The sequence below is a fragment of the Pseudonocardia benzenivorans CB1190 genome, assembly GCF_000196675.2.
Taxonomy (GTDB): domain Bacteria; phylum Actinomycetota; class Actinomycetes; order Mycobacteriales; family Pseudonocardiaceae; genus Pseudonocardia; species Pseudonocardia benzenivorans.
In genome coordinates this window covers 764909-778681 of the sequence record NC_015312.1, presented here as the reverse complement: position 1 = coordinate 778681, position 13773 = coordinate 764909, and the positions used below count along the sequence as shown (strand labels likewise).

Annotated in this window: 15 protein-coding genes; 7 read left to right on the top strand and 8 right to left on the bottom strand. The window is 76.2% G+C overall.

Translation table 11 applies throughout. From position 1 onward, the window contains the following. Nucleotides 1-39: 39 nt before the first annotated feature. Complete coding sequence (locus PSED_RS03710; RefSeq protein ID WP_013672925.1) at nucleotides 40-402, top strand: hypothetical protein; 363 nt, start codon at nucleotides 40-42, stop codon at nucleotides 400-402. Nucleotides 403-535: 133 nt separating this feature from the next. Here PSED_RS03710 and PSED_RS03705 read toward each other — a convergent pair whose 3' ends face one another. Together PSED_RS03705 and PSED_RS03695 are read right to left on the bottom strand one after the other, a co-directional pair. Next, a complete protein-coding gene (locus PSED_RS03705) occupies nucleotides 536-1207 on the bottom strand; it encodes a maleylpyruvate isomerase family mycothiol-dependent enzyme (protein ID WP_013672924.1) in 672 nt (223 codons plus the stop codon). After that, complete coding sequence (locus PSED_RS03695; RefSeq protein ID WP_013672923.1) at nucleotides 1207-1800, bottom strand: TetR/AcrR family transcriptional regulator; 594 nt, start codon at nucleotides 1798-1800, stop codon at nucleotides 1207-1209. The genes PSED_RS03705 and PSED_RS03695 overlap by 1 nt, the downstream gene beginning before the upstream one ends. A 148-nt stretch (nucleotides 1801-1948) precedes the next feature. On the opposite strand from PSED_RS03695, the gene PSED_RS03690 reads away from it, so the two are divergent. After that, nucleotides 1949-2593, top strand: coding sequence for a response regulator (locus PSED_RS03690; protein WP_013672922.1), 645 nt, complete (start codon nucleotides 1949-1951; stop codon nucleotides 2591-2593). A gap of 37 nt (nucleotides 2594-2630) precedes the next feature. On the opposite strand, the gene PSED_RS03685 is transcribed toward PSED_RS03690, so the two are convergent. The 3 genes from PSED_RS03685 to PSED_RS03675 all read right to left on the bottom strand — a co-directional run bounded on the left by PSED_RS03685 (nucleotide 2631) and on the right by PSED_RS03675 (nucleotide 6093). After that, nucleotides 2631-3476, bottom strand: coding sequence for a universal stress protein (locus PSED_RS03685; RefSeq protein WP_013672921.1), 846 nt, complete (start codon nucleotides 3474-3476; stop codon nucleotides 2631-2633). Then, nucleotides 3473-4387, bottom strand: coding sequence for a universal stress protein (locus PSED_RS03680; protein WP_013672920.1), 915 nt, complete (start codon nucleotides 4385-4387; stop codon nucleotides 3473-3475). Before PSED_RS03680 ends, PSED_RS03685 begins: the two co-directional genes overlap by 4 nt. Before the next feature lie 62 nt (nucleotides 4388-4449). Continuing rightward, nucleotides 4450-6093 (bottom strand): sensor histidine kinase, encoded by a 1644-nt coding sequence (locus tag PSED_RS03675; protein ID WP_013672919.1) that lies wholly within the window; start codon nucleotides 6091-6093, stop codon nucleotides 4450-4452. A gap of 170 nt (nucleotides 6094-6263) precedes the next feature. Between PSED_RS03675 and PSED_RS03670 the strand changes: the two genes are divergently transcribed. The 3 genes from PSED_RS03670 (at nucleotide 6264) to PSED_RS03660 (ending at nucleotide 9330) form a co-directional block, all read left to right on the top strand. Continuing rightward, a complete protein-coding gene (locus PSED_RS03670) occupies nucleotides 6264-7265 on the top strand; it encodes an Acg family FMN-binding oxidoreductase (RefSeq protein ID WP_233899286.1) in 1002 nt (333 codons plus the stop codon). Nucleotides 7266-7387: 122 nt separating this feature from the next. After that, nucleotides 7388-8296, top strand: a complete 909-nt coding sequence (locus tag PSED_RS03665; protein WP_013672917.1) for a universal stress protein — start codon at nucleotides 7388-7390, stop codon at nucleotides 8294-8296. 56 nt (nucleotides 8297-8352) lie between these two features. Beyond that, on the top strand, nucleotides 8353-9330 hold the full coding sequence (locus tag PSED_RS03660) for an Acg family FMN-binding oxidoreductase (protein ID WP_013672916.1): 978 nt from the start codon (nucleotides 8353-8355) through the stop codon (nucleotides 9328-9330). An 8-nt stretch (nucleotides 9331-9338) separates the two neighbouring features. Here the strand turns inward: PSED_RS03660 and PSED_RS03655 are convergent, their stop codons facing one another. Further along, entirely contained in the window at nucleotides 9339-9932 is a 594-nt protein-coding gene (locus PSED_RS03655; RefSeq protein WP_013672915.1) for an Rv1733c family protein, read from the bottom strand. 279 nt (nucleotides 9933-10211) lie between these two features. Here PSED_RS03655 and PSED_RS03650 point away from each other — a divergent pair, with 279 nt between their 5' ends. After that, entirely contained in the window at nucleotides 10212-10757 is a 546-nt protein-coding gene (locus PSED_RS03650) for a flavodoxin family protein (protein ID WP_013672914.1), read from the top strand. Between the two features lie 217 nt (nucleotides 10758-10974). After that, the gene (locus PSED_RS03645) at nucleotides 10975-11826 is read left to right on the top strand and encodes a universal stress protein (RefSeq protein ID WP_013672913.1); all 852 of its coding nucleotides are present in this window, start codon (nucleotides 10975-10977) and stop codon (nucleotides 11824-11826) included. A 112-nt stretch (nucleotides 11827-11938) separates the two neighbouring features. Here PSED_RS03645 and PSED_RS03640 read toward each other — a convergent pair whose 3' ends face one another. Together PSED_RS03640 and PSED_RS03635 are read right to left on the bottom strand one after the other, a co-directional pair. After that, nucleotides 11939-12553, bottom strand: coding sequence for a CBS domain-containing protein (locus PSED_RS03640; RefSeq protein ID WP_013672912.1), 615 nt, complete (start codon nucleotides 12551-12553; stop codon nucleotides 11939-11941). A gap of 169 nt (nucleotides 12554-12722) precedes the next feature. Then, the gene (locus PSED_RS03635) at nucleotides 12723-13652 is read right to left on the bottom strand and encodes a universal stress protein (RefSeq protein ID WP_013672911.1); all 930 of its coding nucleotides are present in this window, start codon (nucleotides 13650-13652) and stop codon (nucleotides 12723-12725) included. Nucleotides 13653-13773 lie beyond the last annotated feature (121 nt).

Here is a 13773-nt window from a genome sequence, read left to right as displayed (position 1 = left end):
GAGTTGCCCGGCCCGCGGCGGCGCGGCCATCCTGGACGGGTGAGCGAGAAGTCAGTAGCCCTGGACCTCGACGACTCCGGCCTGGCCCGCGGCCTCCCGCGGCCGGATCACCGGCACGACGCGATCCAGGACGTACCGTTCCGGCCCGTCGGATTCCGCGACGACGACCTGCCCTCGGCCCTGGAGCGTTCGGCCCGTTGGCTGCGGGAGGTCCAGGAGTGGCTCGGGGAGCCCGTCGACGTCATCGGCATCCACCTCGACTACGACGACAGCCCCGACGGCGTCTACTACGAGGTCAAGTTGCTGTGCAACGACGAGGACCTCGCCGGGGCGCCGATCGCGGTGCGCGCCCACGAGGGCACCGGTCAGCAGGCAGCCGGGGAGTCGTCAGCCGCCGGGTGACCCTGCGGCCCGACAGGAACCCCTCCTGACCCGACGCACCGGCACGCGGCCCGATCGACGTGGGGCCCGGCGATGTTCGCCGGGCCCCACGTCGTCACCCGCGGCCGCGCCGCTCCGGAGGCGCGGCCGGGTGTCACGGCGCCGCGGGGGCGCGCAGCGCGGGCACCCCGGGACCGGTCAGCCGGTCCAGCGCGGCGGGGCGGCCGGTGAGCAGCAGGAGCAGGGCGCCGATGGACCCGCGGACCTCGCGGCCCGCCCCGGCGGCCCACTCGATGTCGTCGGCCACGAACCGGTATCCGGCCAGCCGCCGCCGGGCGTGGAACATCGCCCCGTGCGACCACACGCGGTCGGCGGCCAGGGCGGCGAGCCGTGGCGGCATCGCGAGGGTGCGCCCGAGCGGGAGGGCGATGTCCTGCCCGTGCACGAGGTAGTCGATGGCGGTCGCGTGGTGGGTCAGGGTCGGCAGCGGACGCCAGACCCCGATCCGGACGCGGATCTCGTCGACGATCACGTCGACCGGGAGTTCCGCGTGCCGGCACGCCGCGGCATGGATCGCCGCGTTCATCCCGCCGTGCCGGATCGTGTCGACCATCGCCCGTGGCATGTCGGACCAGCCTGTGTTCTGCAGCGCGATGTGCGCGGCCACCTGGCGGACGGTCCAGCCCGCGCACAGCGAGGGTCGTCGCCACTCGTCTGCCGACAGATCCTCCAGCAGCCGCACCAGGTCCTGGCGGTGCGCGTCGATGGCGGTCCATGCCTGGGTGCGGTCCATCTGGGCCGGGCTCCAGGGTTCCTGGCGCGTCATCAGATCGTCCTCCCCGCGGTCTCGGACTCGTGTGTGCCGACGGCCGCGACCAGGGACTCGAGGAAGCCGGCGATCATGGCCGTCGGGTCGAACGCCGGGTCGGGCACGGCGAGCTGGTGCAGGATCAGCCCGGTGAGGTAGTTGGCGACCAGGTGCAGATGGCCGGGATCGTGGGACCCGATGAGCCGCAACCAGACGGCGAACCACGCATCGACCCTGCTCCCGTTCTCGGCGACGCGCCGGCGGATCGCGGCGTTGTGCCCGGCCTCGACGAGGATCGCGTACCGCGCGAGCGTCAGCTCGCGGTGCACGCCCGCGGCGTCGCGGGCCGCCGCACCGAGGACGCGGGCGAGCTCGGCCGGGGTCGTCGGCGAGACCGTCCTGGCGATCTCCTCGAAGTTCGCGCGTTCGCGGGCCGAGATCCGTTCGACGATCGCGCCGAGCAGCGACTCCCGGTTCGGGAAGTAGTTCGCGGTCGAGCCGACGGGCACGGCCGCCTCCGCGTCGACGGCCCGGTGGGTCAGCGCCCGCATCCCGCGGCCGCCGAGCACCCGGACCGCCGCGTCGAGCAGGACCTCGCGCCGGTTGGACACATCGCGAAACTACAGCTGTAGTGTCATCCACAACAAGTGTTGTCGAACAGTCAGGGACCTTGGTCCCGCGACGTGAGGTCGTCGGGTCGGTGCCCCGGGGGACGAACGGGGGTTAGTGTCGAGGGCACGGCACCCCAGGAGGCCCCCGGTGACGATCTCGGTGTTCCTGCTCGACGACCACGAGATCGTCCGACGCGGCATCGCCCAACTCCTCGAGACCGAGGACGACATCCAGATCGTCGGCGAAGCCGCCACCGCCGCCCAAGCCCTCGCCCGCATCCCCGCCGTCCGCCCCGACGTCGCCATCCTCGACGTCCGCCTCCCCGACGGCGAAGGCGTCGCCGTCTGCCGCGACGTCCGCTCCGCCACCTCCCCACCACCCGCCTGCCTCATGCTCACCTCCTTCTCCGACGACGAAGCCCTCTTCGGCGCGATCATGGCCGGCGCCTCCGGCTACCTGCTCAAACAAGTCGCCGGCACCGACCTCATCGGCGCCGTCCGCACCGTCGCCGCCGGCGGCTCACTCCTCGACCCCAAAGCCACCGCCTCCGTCCTCGAACGCCTCCGCCGCGGCGAGGACACCGAAGACCCCCGCTACGCCGGCCTCTCCCCCCAGGAACGACGCATCCTCGACCTCGTCGCCGACGGCCTGACCAACAAACAGATCGGCGCCGAACTGTTCCTCGCCGAGAAAACCGTCAAGAACTACGTGTCCTCACTGCTGCACAAGCTCGGCTTCTCCCGCCGCACCGAGGCCGCCGTCTACGCCGAACGACGCCGCGCCGGCCAGTAGCCGCCGGGTCGCCCGACGACGCGGCGCACGGGCACGGTCAGGCGCGTCCGTCCCGGCTGCGCACGACGACCGTCGGGCAGCGGGCGTGGCGCAGCAGCGCGCGGTGGACGTGCCCGCGTGGCGACCACGGACGGCGCCGCACCCGGGTTCCGAGCACCACGAGCTGGGCGGTCGCCGACAACCGGGTCAGGACGTCGACCGGGTCGCCCTCGACGACGCGCGGAACGACGTCCACCGAGGGACGGCGCCGGGTCTCGTCGGCCAGCAGGCCGTCGAGGGCGGCCCGGTCGTCGGGCCGGGCCGTGCGGACCACCCGCACGACGTGCAGCGCGGCGGCGCGCCGCTCGGCCTCGTCGAACGCGAAACGCACCGCCTGCGCCGCGCCGGCCAGGTGCCCGACACCGACGACGACCGGATCACCGTCGGCGCGCAACGCCTCCCACCACCCGCGCTCGTGCACCACGACGACGGGACACGGCCCGGTCTCCGCGAGCGTGCGGCCCACGGAACCCAGCAGCGCCCCGGTGACGGGCCCCCGGCCGCGGGAACCGAGCACGACGAGCTCGGCGTCGCGGCCTGCCGCGGACAGCACCGCCGCCGTCGGGCCGCGGCCGGCGGCCCGGGTGACCGGAACGGTCGGCGCCACCGAACGCACGAGGGCGGCGGCCGCCGCCAGCTGCTCGGCGGCGCACCCGTCGAACAACCTGTCCGCCGACGGCGCACGACGGCGCGCGGGCCACCGCGCCACCGCGACCAGCCGCAGCGGCAGCCCGCGCAGGGCCGCGTCCGCCGCGGCCCAGCGGACGGCGTCCGACGCGGCGGCCGACCCGTCGACGCCCACGACGACGCAGGGCCGTGTGGACGTCCCGTTCGGGTGCGTCACGGCTGCTCCAGGAGGGCGGCCGCGTCCACGGTGCGGCTGCGCACCACGGCCACCGGGCACGGCGCGTGCTGCAGCATCGCCTGGCTGACCGAGCCCAGCAGCAGCCCCCTGGCCGCGCCGTAGCCCCGGGACCCGACGACGACGAGGTCCGCGCCCGCGGCCGCCGACAGCAGTGCGCGGGCCGCGCCGTCACGGACGACGACCTCGCGCACCTCGACACCCGGGTACTTGCCGGTCCAGGGCGCCAGCGCGTCGGTCAGGACCCGGCGTTCCTCGAGCGCGACGGACTCCCAGTCGACGTACGGGACCAGGTACGGGTCGACGACCGTCTCGATCCAGGAGTGGACGGCGACGAGCGGCACCCCGCGGCGGGCGGCCTCGTCGAACGCGAACGCGATCGCCGCCTCGGCCTCGGCCTCCTCCCCCACACCCACGACCACCGGTCCGTCGGGGCGCACGGGCCGGGCGGCGTCCCCGCGAACGACGACGACGGGGCAATGGGCATGCGCCGCAACGGTCACACCGACCGACCCGAGCAGGAGCCCGGTGAAGCCGCCACTGCCCCGGTTGCCGACGACGAGCAGCGCGGCCGCGGCGGACTCCTCGACGAGCACCCGGGCCGGCACGCCGCCACGGACCTCGCGCTGCACCTCGACGCCCGGCACGGTCGCGGTCGCGGCGTCGGCGGCGGCGTCGACCATCGCGTGCGCCGTCTCGAGGAGGACGCCCCGCTCGTACTCCTCGCCGAGTGCGGGCAGGCCGATCGGCGACCAGGTCGCCCAGCCGACCGCGGAGACCAGGCGCAACGGCAGCCCACGCCGGCACGCCTCCACCGCGGCCCACCGGGTGGCGGCGAGTGCGTGCGCGGACCCGTCGATCCCGACGACCACCGATCCGATGTGGATGTCCATCGTCCCTCCCGCTCCGTCCCCGCTCACGACGATGGCCGTCCGCGGCGGGGCGCGGCAGCGGCTCAGTGACCCGCCGGCGCAGGTCCTTCGGCCCGTCCCGCAGCGGCCGAGGTCCCGCCCTCCTCGACGGGGGCCGGACCCGCGGGGACGTCGCTGTGCTCGCCGCCGGGATCCCCGTCGAGATCGTCGTCGAGCGGTACCCGCCAGACGATGCGCGTCCCACCGCCGAGCCTGCGCTCCACCGATGCCGTTCCGCCCAGGTCGCGTGCCCGGGCGACGATGTCGGCCAGTCCGTCGCCCGCCGCGCCCGGACGGATGCCCATGCCGTCGTCCACGACGCGGACCACGAGGTCCGCGCCGGCCCGGACGGTCAACGTGACCAGGCGGGCGCCCGAGTGCCGGACGGCGTTGGCGACGGCCTCCCGCGCGACGGCCAGGACGTGCGGGACCAGGTCAGGCCCCACCACGGTGTCGACGGGCCCGTCGGTGTGCAGGGCGACCCGGATCCCCGAACCCGCACCGGCCCTGGCGACGAGGTCCAGCAGCGCACGGCTCAGGCCGGGGTCGCCGTCGTCGGGCTGCGGGTCGAACACGGACGCGCGGATGTCGCGGACCGTCCGGTCGAGCTGGTCGACGGCGCGCCGGACCCGGCCGGCGACGTCGTCGTCGGTGGTCCGCCGCAACGCGCTCTGCAGCTGCAGCCCCGTCGCGAACAGCCGCTGGATGACGCGATCGTGCACCTCGCGCGCGATCCGCTCACGGTCCGCGAGGACGTCGAGACGGCGCTGGGCACGGGCCTTCTCGGCGATGTCGAGCGCGAGCACGGCCTGCTCGGCGAACGACGTCAGCAGCGGCACCTCGGCCGGCACGAACGCGTCGGCACCGGCCGGGCGGACGGCGAGCAGGACCCCTTCGACCCGCTCGCCCGCCAGCATGGGCACCGCGAGCCACGGCCCGGCGGGATCGCCCGCGCCCGCAGGCGGCCGGGCGCCCAGCACCGGTCCGCGGCTCTCGGTCACCTCGTCGAGCACACCCGGCATCACGGACGGGGCGTCCGGCGGCGCGCCGGCGGACGCGACCGCGCGGTAGCGGCCGTCGTCGTCGGGCCCGAGCAGCACGACGGCCGACGTGGACGCGGTCAGCTCGACGGTGCGGGTCGCGACGAGCGTGAGCACCTCGGCGGTCGTCGCGCCACCGAGGACCTCACCGCGGACGTCGCCGAGCGCCTCGAGCCAGCGCTCGCGCGTCCGCGCGCGTTCGAGGAGGACGGCGTTGTGCACCGCGACGCCCGCGGCCGCGGCCAATGCCTGGACGAGGCGTTCGTCGGCGGCGGTGAAGGCGTCCTGCGCGGTCAGCCAGAGGTTGCCGAAGACCACGTCCCCGGCCCGGATCGGGACGCCGAGGAACGTCCGCGCCGCGGGCGGTGCGACAGGGGTGGCTCCAGGATTACGGTCCCAGATCCGGTCGCGGTCGCCGGACCCGACCTCGACGACGCGCACGACCCGGCCGTCGGCCCCGAGGACACCGAGCGCGCCGTACCGGGCGTCCACCAGCGCGGTCGCGGCCTCGACGACCCGGTGCAGCGTCGCCTCGAGCTCCGAGCCGGACGCGACGGCCAGCGCGGCCTCGACCAGACGAGCACGGTCCACGTCGAGGCGAGCGCCGTCGGACGTGATCGTGCCCGTGCCGCCGATGTCGTACCTCATCGCCGAACGGTGACACGGCCCGGCGCGCCGCGGCACGGGTCGGAATCCCGGCCGCCCCCGCTGGAAGACCCCCCTCGGCGGGACCTTCGTCGGGTGTCCGTGCGCGCGACCGCGGTCGCAGGCTGGGCCCGATCGGCGGACGACGCCCGTCCGCCTCGACGACGGTGGGCATGATGATCGAGACCGCGGGAGCGCTCGGGCTGTCCGGGACCCAGGTGCGCGACGCGCTGAGCACGGCAGGCATGGCGCCGTCGCTGCACAACAGCCAGCCGTGGCGGTTCCGGACGACGCCCGACGCGATCGAGCTGCACGCCGACCGCGACCGGCAGCTGCGCGTCGCGGACCCGGACGGTCGCGAACTGCGAATCGCTTGCGGCGCAGCGCTTTTCACCCTTCGGCTGGCGTTGCTCGGCGCCGGGATCCGGCCGCTGGTGAGCATCCTCCCGGACCGGGACCGCCCGGACCTGATCGCCTCCGTGCGGCGCAGCGGCGACCGCCCCGCCGGCCCGCGGATGCTGCAGCTGCTCGACGCCGTGCCGCGCCGGCGCACCAACCGCAACCCGTTCGCCGACGTCGAGGTGTCGACGGTCGCGCGGTACGAGCTGCGCCGCGCGGCCGTCGAGGAGGGCGCGTGGCTCGATCTCGTCACCGACCCCGAGACCCGTTGGGAGCTGAGCGATCTCGCCCGCCGGGCCCACGAGAAGCAGGTCGCGGACCCCGCGTTCGCGGCCGAACTGGAGGCCTGGACCGGCCACACCGCCGACCGGCCGGACGGAGTGCCGGCGTGGGCGGGCGGCCCGTTGCCGCCGCCCAACTCGACCTGGGTCCTGCGCGACTTCAGCGGTGGCACCGCGCCGGGCGACCGCGTCTACGAGGACGAACCCCTCATCGCCGTGCTGAGCGTGCACGGAGAGGGTCCGCGCGAGGAGATCCGGGCGGGCGAGGCACTCCAACGCGTCCTGCTGACGGCCACCGTGCACGGGTTGGCGGTGTCGTTCCTGTCGCAGCTGATCGAGGTGCCCGAGGCCCGCGACCGGATGCGCCGGCTGATCAGCGGGTCGCGCCCGCCGCAGGTCGTCCTGCGGATCGGCCACGGCTGGCCGGTGGCCGCGACCCCACGACGACCGGTCGAGGACGTCCTCGGCAGCGACGACGGACCCGACCGGCCCTGACCCGGGGCGGCCCGGCGGGGACGCGGGCCCACCGGTCCACGGGCCCGGGACGTTCGGCCCGCGCGCCGTCCACCATTTTCGACGCACCGTCGAACATGCCCACCAGACGTCGGGAGACGGACATGAACGAGCCACGACCCGGGGCGGCCATGGCGCTCGCGGGTGCCGCCGAGCCGGCCGACCTCGTCGCCCCGGCCGGTGTTTCTCCGGTCGTCGGTGCCCCGGTCGTCGGTGCCCCGGTCGTCGGTGCCCCGGTCGTCGTCGCCGTCGACGACAGCGCGACGGCGTTCGGAGCGGTCGCCTGGGCGGCGGACGAGGCGGCGGCCCGCGGGTGCGGGCTCGTGGTCCTCGGTGCGGTCGACGATCTCGGCGTCGGCGCCGGCCGGCACCCGGGCGGCGTCCTGGAGCACGCGCGCGGCGTCGCCCGGCGGCGGCAGCCCTCGCTCGTCGTCGGGGTCCGCCGCGTCGACGACGAACCCGTCGCCGGCCTGCTGGACGTCGCCGAGGACGCCCGGCTCCTCGTGCTGGGTGCGGCCCGCGGACCGGGCCCGTCGGACCTGGTCGGCCGCACGTCGTGCCCGGTCGTGGTCGTCCTGGCGAGCCCCGACGGCCCGGTGGGCCCCGACGGTCCCGTGATCGCGGGCGTCGACGGCACGACGGCCGACACCGCGGTCCTCGCCGCGGCGTTCGGTGCCGCCGCGGCGCACGACCTGCCGCTCACCGTGGTGCACGCCGGTCACGGTCCGCGCCCACGCGTCCCCGACGACGTCGACGACCAGTTGGCGGCCTGGTCCGTCCCCTACCCGTCCGTGCGTGTCACCGCCGATGCGGTGCAGGAGGAGCCCGCGACGGCCCTCGCCCTGAGGTCGTCCGGGGCCGCCCTGGTCGTCGTCGGCGGCGGCCGGCACGGGGGCGTCGGGACGGTCGGACGGGCCCTGCTCACCGCGAGCGCGTGCCCGCTGCTGTTCGCGGCCACCCCGCTCGGCGGCCGGGAGCGCACGGGACCCGGCACCGCCGACGCGGCGTCGTGACAGTGCCGCTGCCCCATCGCGGCCGCACGGCCGCCCTCGATCGAAGGAGTTCGACCATGCTCGACACCCGTGACGCCGCGACCGTGCGGGCGGCCGTCGGCCTCGCCTGCATGGCACCGTCGGTGCACAACAGCCAGCCGTGGCGCTGGCTCGTCGGGCCGGCGAGCCTGCACCTGCACGCGGACCTCGGCCGGTGGTTGCAGGTCACCGACCCCGACGGCCGCGACCTCGTGATGAGCTGCGGCGCGGCACTGCACCACCTGCGCGTGGCGCTGGTCGCCGCGGGTCGGCACGCCGTCGTGCACCGGCTGCCCAACCCCGCCGACGGCGACCATCTCGCCGCCGTCGAGCTGCGCGCGGACGGACGCCCGGACACCGAGACCGACATCGGCCTGGCCTCGGCGATCCCCGTGCGGCGCAGCGACCGCCGCCGGTTCAGCACGTGGCCGGTGCCGCCCGCGTTCCTGGACGAGCTGGTCGCAGCCGCGGCTGCGAACGGTGCCCGGCTGACACCCGTCGAGCCGGCCGACCACGCTGCCGTGCTGCGGGCGATCCGCGACGCCGGGCTCGCGCAGCAGTCGCTCCCCGGCTACAGCACGGAGCTGGCGATGTGGAGCGGGGGACTCGTCGGGCCCGACGGGGTGCCCGCGGCGAACCTGCCCGCCGATCCCGGCGCCGCCGGTCCGGCCGTACGCCACTTCACCCCCGGCGTGCTGGAGGAGCGGTACCCCGACGTCGACGACGGCGCGCAGCTGCTGATCATCGCGACGTCCTCCGACGACCCCCTGTCGTGGCTGCGCGCCGGGGAGGCGCTCTCCGCCGTCTCGCTGCGCGCGGTCGTGCAGGGTCTCGCCTCGTGCCCGCTCAGCACCCCGATGGAGGTCACCCGCACCCGCCTCGCGCTGCGCGACGACGTCCTCGGCGGCACCTCGGTCCCGCAGCTCGTCCTGCGCGTCGGCTGGCCGCCGTCGGGCGAGCTGCCGCGCACGCCGCGCCGGCCCGTGTCCGACGTCCTCACGACGGTCGAGGACTGACCCGGGCCCTACCGCCGTCCCGAGTCCTCACGGCCGCTCCAGACCGGCTCGACCCGGCGCCAGCCGGCGCCCCATTCCGCCGCCCGCAGCCGGTCGAGCAACCGGCGCTCGCCCAGCACCGCGAACACGATCAGGACGAACCCGGCCAGGAGGGTGAACACGACGCTCGTCGCGGTCATGACCAGGGGGAACTCCGAACCCAGTGGAGGCGCCACGACGTCGCCCCTGTCGTCGGTCCAGACCGTGACGGCACCCCCCGCCTTCGTCAGCGGCGGAACCTGCGCGGACCCGGCGCGCTCGGTTCCGTCGGGGGCGGTCCACCGGACGGTGCCGTACGTCGGTCCGACGCCGCCGTCCCCCGGAACGACCGGCGCGTCGGCAACCGCGACCGCCGGGACCGGCCGACGGTCGCTCTGCTCGGCACGGATCCTGTCGGAGGCGAAGGCGTGCACCCAGCCGCCGACGAGTGCCGTGGCCACCAGGGTCGCGGCGACGAGCCCGCAGAGCACCCACGTCGTCAGCGCCTCCACCCGGTCGCTGCGGCGCCGCGGCAGGCGCCGCGGCCGACGGGCCCGGCGCTCGGGCTGCTCGTCCGTGCGCATGACGTCCTCCCGAGGGCTCTCGGCGACCGCTGAGCCCGGCTCCCCCGGCGGCCGCGGACGGTTCACCGGCGAGCACACCGCATCGGTACGCCCCCGGCCTAGGGCCAACGGTCCGTCACCGGCTCCCGGAGGTCCCGGTTCGTCCACCGGGGACCCGGGACGCTGGTCCCGCCGGTGGCGGGCCGGGCGGCCGTGGCAGATGTCGCCGTCGCGCAGCATCGTCGGTGTCCCTCGTCCGGCCGGGACCCGCCCGGCCGACGAGCCGAGGAGGCGACAGCCGTGCAGGCGCTCGTGGTCTACGAATCCGTGTTCGGCAACACCCGGCAGGTCGCGGAGGCGGTCGCCCGCGGTCTCACGGGGGCGCTGCCCGCCACCCTCGTCGAGGTCACGGCGGCACCGGCGACGCTGCCGGACGACCTCGACCTCCTGGTCGTCGGGGGCCCTACCCACGCGCTCGGCATGAGCCGACCGACGACCCGCCGCGACGGCGCGGAGCAGGCCGGTCGCGACTACGACGCCGACGCGATCGGCATCCGCGAATGGATCGAGGGCCTCGCACCGGCCCGGGGAACGGCCGCCGCCACGTTCGACACGCGGGTCCGGCGCCCGCGCGTCCCGGGCTCGGCCGCGCACCGGGCCGCGGCGCGGCTCCGGCGTCTCGGGTTCCGGATGCTCGGCTCCCCGACGACGTTCTGGGTCGACGGCGTCCCCGGGCCGCTGCTCGACGACGAGCTGGACCGCGCCCGGCGGTGGGGCGAGGAGCTCGGCGCCCGGTTCGCCCCCGCCCGCGGCCGTACCGACGGCGGGACCGTCACGTCGGGCTGAGCACCCGCCGTCCCGCGTCCCGCACCGACGGCCTGCCGACGCGCGCCGGGACGGGCCCCACACCCGCCGCACGCCCGCCGGGCCCGAGTCGACGGGACCGGCCACCCGGGACCTTCGCCTCGGGCGCCGTGCCACCGTCTGGGCGCACCGTCGGTCGCACATCGACGAGCGCCGCGGATCGGTCGACGCCGCCGGGCCCGGCACCCAGGGAGCAGCCATGAGCCAGCAGCACGCATCCGATCGCGGAACCGACGTCGCCGTCGGGGTGGACGGCACGTCGACCGCGCTGCACGCGGTCGCCTGGGCCGCCGAGGAGGCCGCTGCCCACGACGGGTCGCTCACGATCGTCCACGCCGCCCCGTACGCGGTGGACGAACACGGCATCCGCCGGGCGAACGGGATCCTCGGTCGCGCCAAGTCGGTCGCGGAGCACGAGCGTCGGGGACTCCCGGTCCGCACCCGCCTCAGCACCGAGCACGCCCTGCCGGGGTTGATCGACGAGGCCGAGGGCGCCCGCCTCCTCGTCGCCGGCCTGGTCTCCGAGACCGTCGCCGACGCCGTCCTCGGCTCGGTGACGCTGGACGTGCTCGGCCATGCCACGTGCCCGGTCGCGGTGATCCGGCGCAGCGACGCGATCGGGGGTGCCGGTGTCCTGGCCGGGATCGGTTCCCCGGCCGCCGACGCCGGCGCGCTCGCCCTCGCGTTCGCCGAGGCCGACGCGCACGGCGACCCGCTGACGGTCGTCCACGCCGACGGGCACCGGCACGGCCTTCCCCCCACCGAGCTGGTCGACGAGGTCGACCGGTGGGCGAAACGGTTCCCGCAGGTCGGCGTCCAGATCGAGGGGGTGAGGGGATCGGCGGCCGACGTCCTCGCCGCGCGCTCGGCGGGGGCGCGGATGCTGGTGGTCGGGAGCCGGGGGCACCATCGTGTCGCCCGGGTGCTGCTGGGCTCGACCAGCCGGGTGCTCGTCTGGAACAGCGCGTGCCCGGTCGTCGTCGCACCCCACGCGGGCCTGCACGACGCGGGCGTCGCCGCGGACGACCCGGCGGGCCGCGCCGACTCCTGACACGGCCCGCCCGGCGGCGGGTCCGGCACACGTCGTCGCACCGGGCGCGCCCCGAATGCTCGACGCCCGTGGCCCTCGCAAGGGCCACGGGCGTCGTCAGGGTCGGGGCCGCTCAGGTGGCGGCGGCCATCGGCACGTCGCCCGCGATCCTGCAGCGGGTGGTCCCGATCACCGACTCCGCGATCCGGATCGCGAGGCTGCGGTCCGGCACGTCGGCGGGCCGGTCCGAGGTGAGCAGGACGTCCCCGTCGTCCACCTGAACCGTCCAGCGGTCCCCGAACCGCAGCGCGAGCCGGCGGTGGGCGTCCGCTGCGATCTCGGTGTCCGGCCGGGCGAGCGCGTGGACGAGGTCCCGCCAGGTCACGACCCCGACGACGACGTCGTCGTCGACGACCGGGATCGAGCGCAGACCCCCTTCGCGCATCACGACGAGCATGTCGCTCGCGCCGTCGCGCGGGGAGGCCGTGAGCACGTCGCGCCGCATGACGTCCTCGACGAGGCGGCCGATCGTGCGCGTGGGGCGGGCCGGGACCGGCAGCCGGGGATCCGGTGGGAGCCGGTCGGCCAGGACGTCGGCCTCGCCGACGATGCCGGCCAGCCGTCCGGCGGCGTCGACGACGGGCAACGCGGTGAAGCCGTGTTCGTCCAGCAACCGCGCCGCCTCCTTGACGGTGGTGTCGCACGCGACGACCACGGCGGGTGCCGACATCACCTCACGGACACGCATGACTCTCCTCCTCCGAGCACCGGACCCGGCCCGATCCGGGGCCCCTGGGTTCGACGTTAGGTCGGCGACGAACGCCGCGGCTGCCGACGAAAGGCCCGAGCCGACGGGCCTCCGGACTCGGTTTCCCCGGGACCGGAGCGGGTCCTACGGCCCGTCGCCCGGGGCCCGCTCAGTCCGCCACGCGGACGTCCTCCGGTGCCGGCGCGGTCGCACCCGCGCGCATGCGCGGCCCGACGACCATCACCGGGCACCGGGCCGTCGTCACGATGCGCCGGCTCACCTGCCCGAGCCCGAGCCCCCCGGAGCGGCCGCCGGCGCCGATCACGACGAGGTGGGCGTTCGCGGAGAGCTCGCGCAGCGCCCGCTCGGGATGGTCGCGGGTGGTGCTGTGCCGGACCTCGACGTCGGGGTGGCGCCGGGCGTACGGCGCGACCCGCTCGTACACCGACGCCCGCACGCCCGAGGCGAAGTCGCCGAACTCGACGGCCGGATCGGCACAGGCGTCCAGGGGGACGTCGCTCCAGGCGTGCAGCACCCGCAGGTACACGTTGCGGTCGCGCGCCTCGGCGAACGCGACCTCGAGCGCCGCGTCGGAGTCCGGCGAACCGTCGACCCCGACCACGACCGGGTCGTCGGGCCCGGCGTCGGGCAGTTCGTTGACGAAGACGAGCGGGCACGCCGACCGGCCGGCCAGCGCGACCCCCAGCAGCGTCCCGCCCCACCCGCCGACGGGCCGTCCGATCGCGAGCAGCGCGGCGTGCTCGGACGCCTCGCCGAGCACGTCGACGGGCACGCCGTCGCAGACCTCCGCCGACACGGGCATGTCGGGGAGCAGCGCGTCGACGTGGGCCGCGGTCCGGTCGACGTCGCGGCGGGCGATCGAACGCAGCTCGGACCGGACCTGGGCGGCGGCCCGGACCGCCTCCGGATGACCCGCCACGACGCCCTGCCACTCCACGACCTCGACCAGCCGCAGTCGGAGGCCGCGCCGATCCGCCTCGCGCGCGGCCCAGACGGCCGCGTCGAGGCAGTGGCGGGAGCCGTCGACGCCCACCACCACCGATCGTTCACCGTGCGGCGACGCCTCGGAACCGGCCATTGCTACCTCCCGGATGGTCTCCGCCGAGCCTGACAAACGGGCCCGCCGGCCGACTGCGGCGCATCGGCCCGCCGGACGGGGCCTTTCGTCCCGACGCCGACAGCGCCTCGTCCGCGTCACG

Bases quoted from the DNA above. Each gene is read 5' to 3' on its own strand.
- PSED_RS03705 (WP_013672924.1), bottom strand. From the start codon at position 1,207: ATGACGCGCCAGGAACCCTGGAGCCCGGCCCAGATGGACCGCACCCAG.
- PSED_RS03680 (WP_013672920.1), bottom strand. From the start codon at position 4,387: ATGGACATCCACATCGGATCGGTGGTCGTCGGGATCGACGGGTCCGCG.
- PSED_RS03675 (WP_013672919.1), bottom strand. From the start codon at position 6,093: ATGAGGTACGACATCGGCGGCACGGGCACGATCACGTCCGACGGCGCT.
- PSED_RS03670 (WP_233899286.1), top strand. From the start codon at position 6,264: ATGATGATCGAGACCGCGGGAGCGCTCGGGCTGTCCGGGACCCAGGTG.
- PSED_RS03665 (WP_013672917.1), top strand. From the start codon at position 7,388: ATGAACGAGCCACGACCCGGGGCGGCCATGGCGCTCGCGGGTGCCGCC.
- PSED_RS03660 (WP_013672916.1), top strand. From the start codon at position 8,353: ATGCTCGACACCCGTGACGCCGCGACCGTGCGGGCGGCCGTCGGCCTC.
- PSED_RS03655 (WP_013672915.1), bottom strand. From the start codon at position 9,932: ATGCGCACGGACGAGCAGCCCGAGCGCCGGGCCCGTCGGCCGCGGCGC.
- PSED_RS03645 (WP_013672913.1), top strand. From the start codon at position 10,975: ATGAGCCAGCAGCACGCATCCGATCGCGGAACCGACGTCGCCGTCGGG.
- PSED_RS03640 (WP_013672912.1), bottom strand. From the start codon at position 12,553: ATGCGTGTCCGTGAGGTGATGTCGGCACCCGCCGTGGTCGTCGCGTGC.
- PSED_RS03635 (WP_013672911.1), bottom strand. From the start codon at position 13,652: ATGGCCGGTTCCGAGGCGTCGCCGCACGGTGAACGATCGGTGGTGGTG.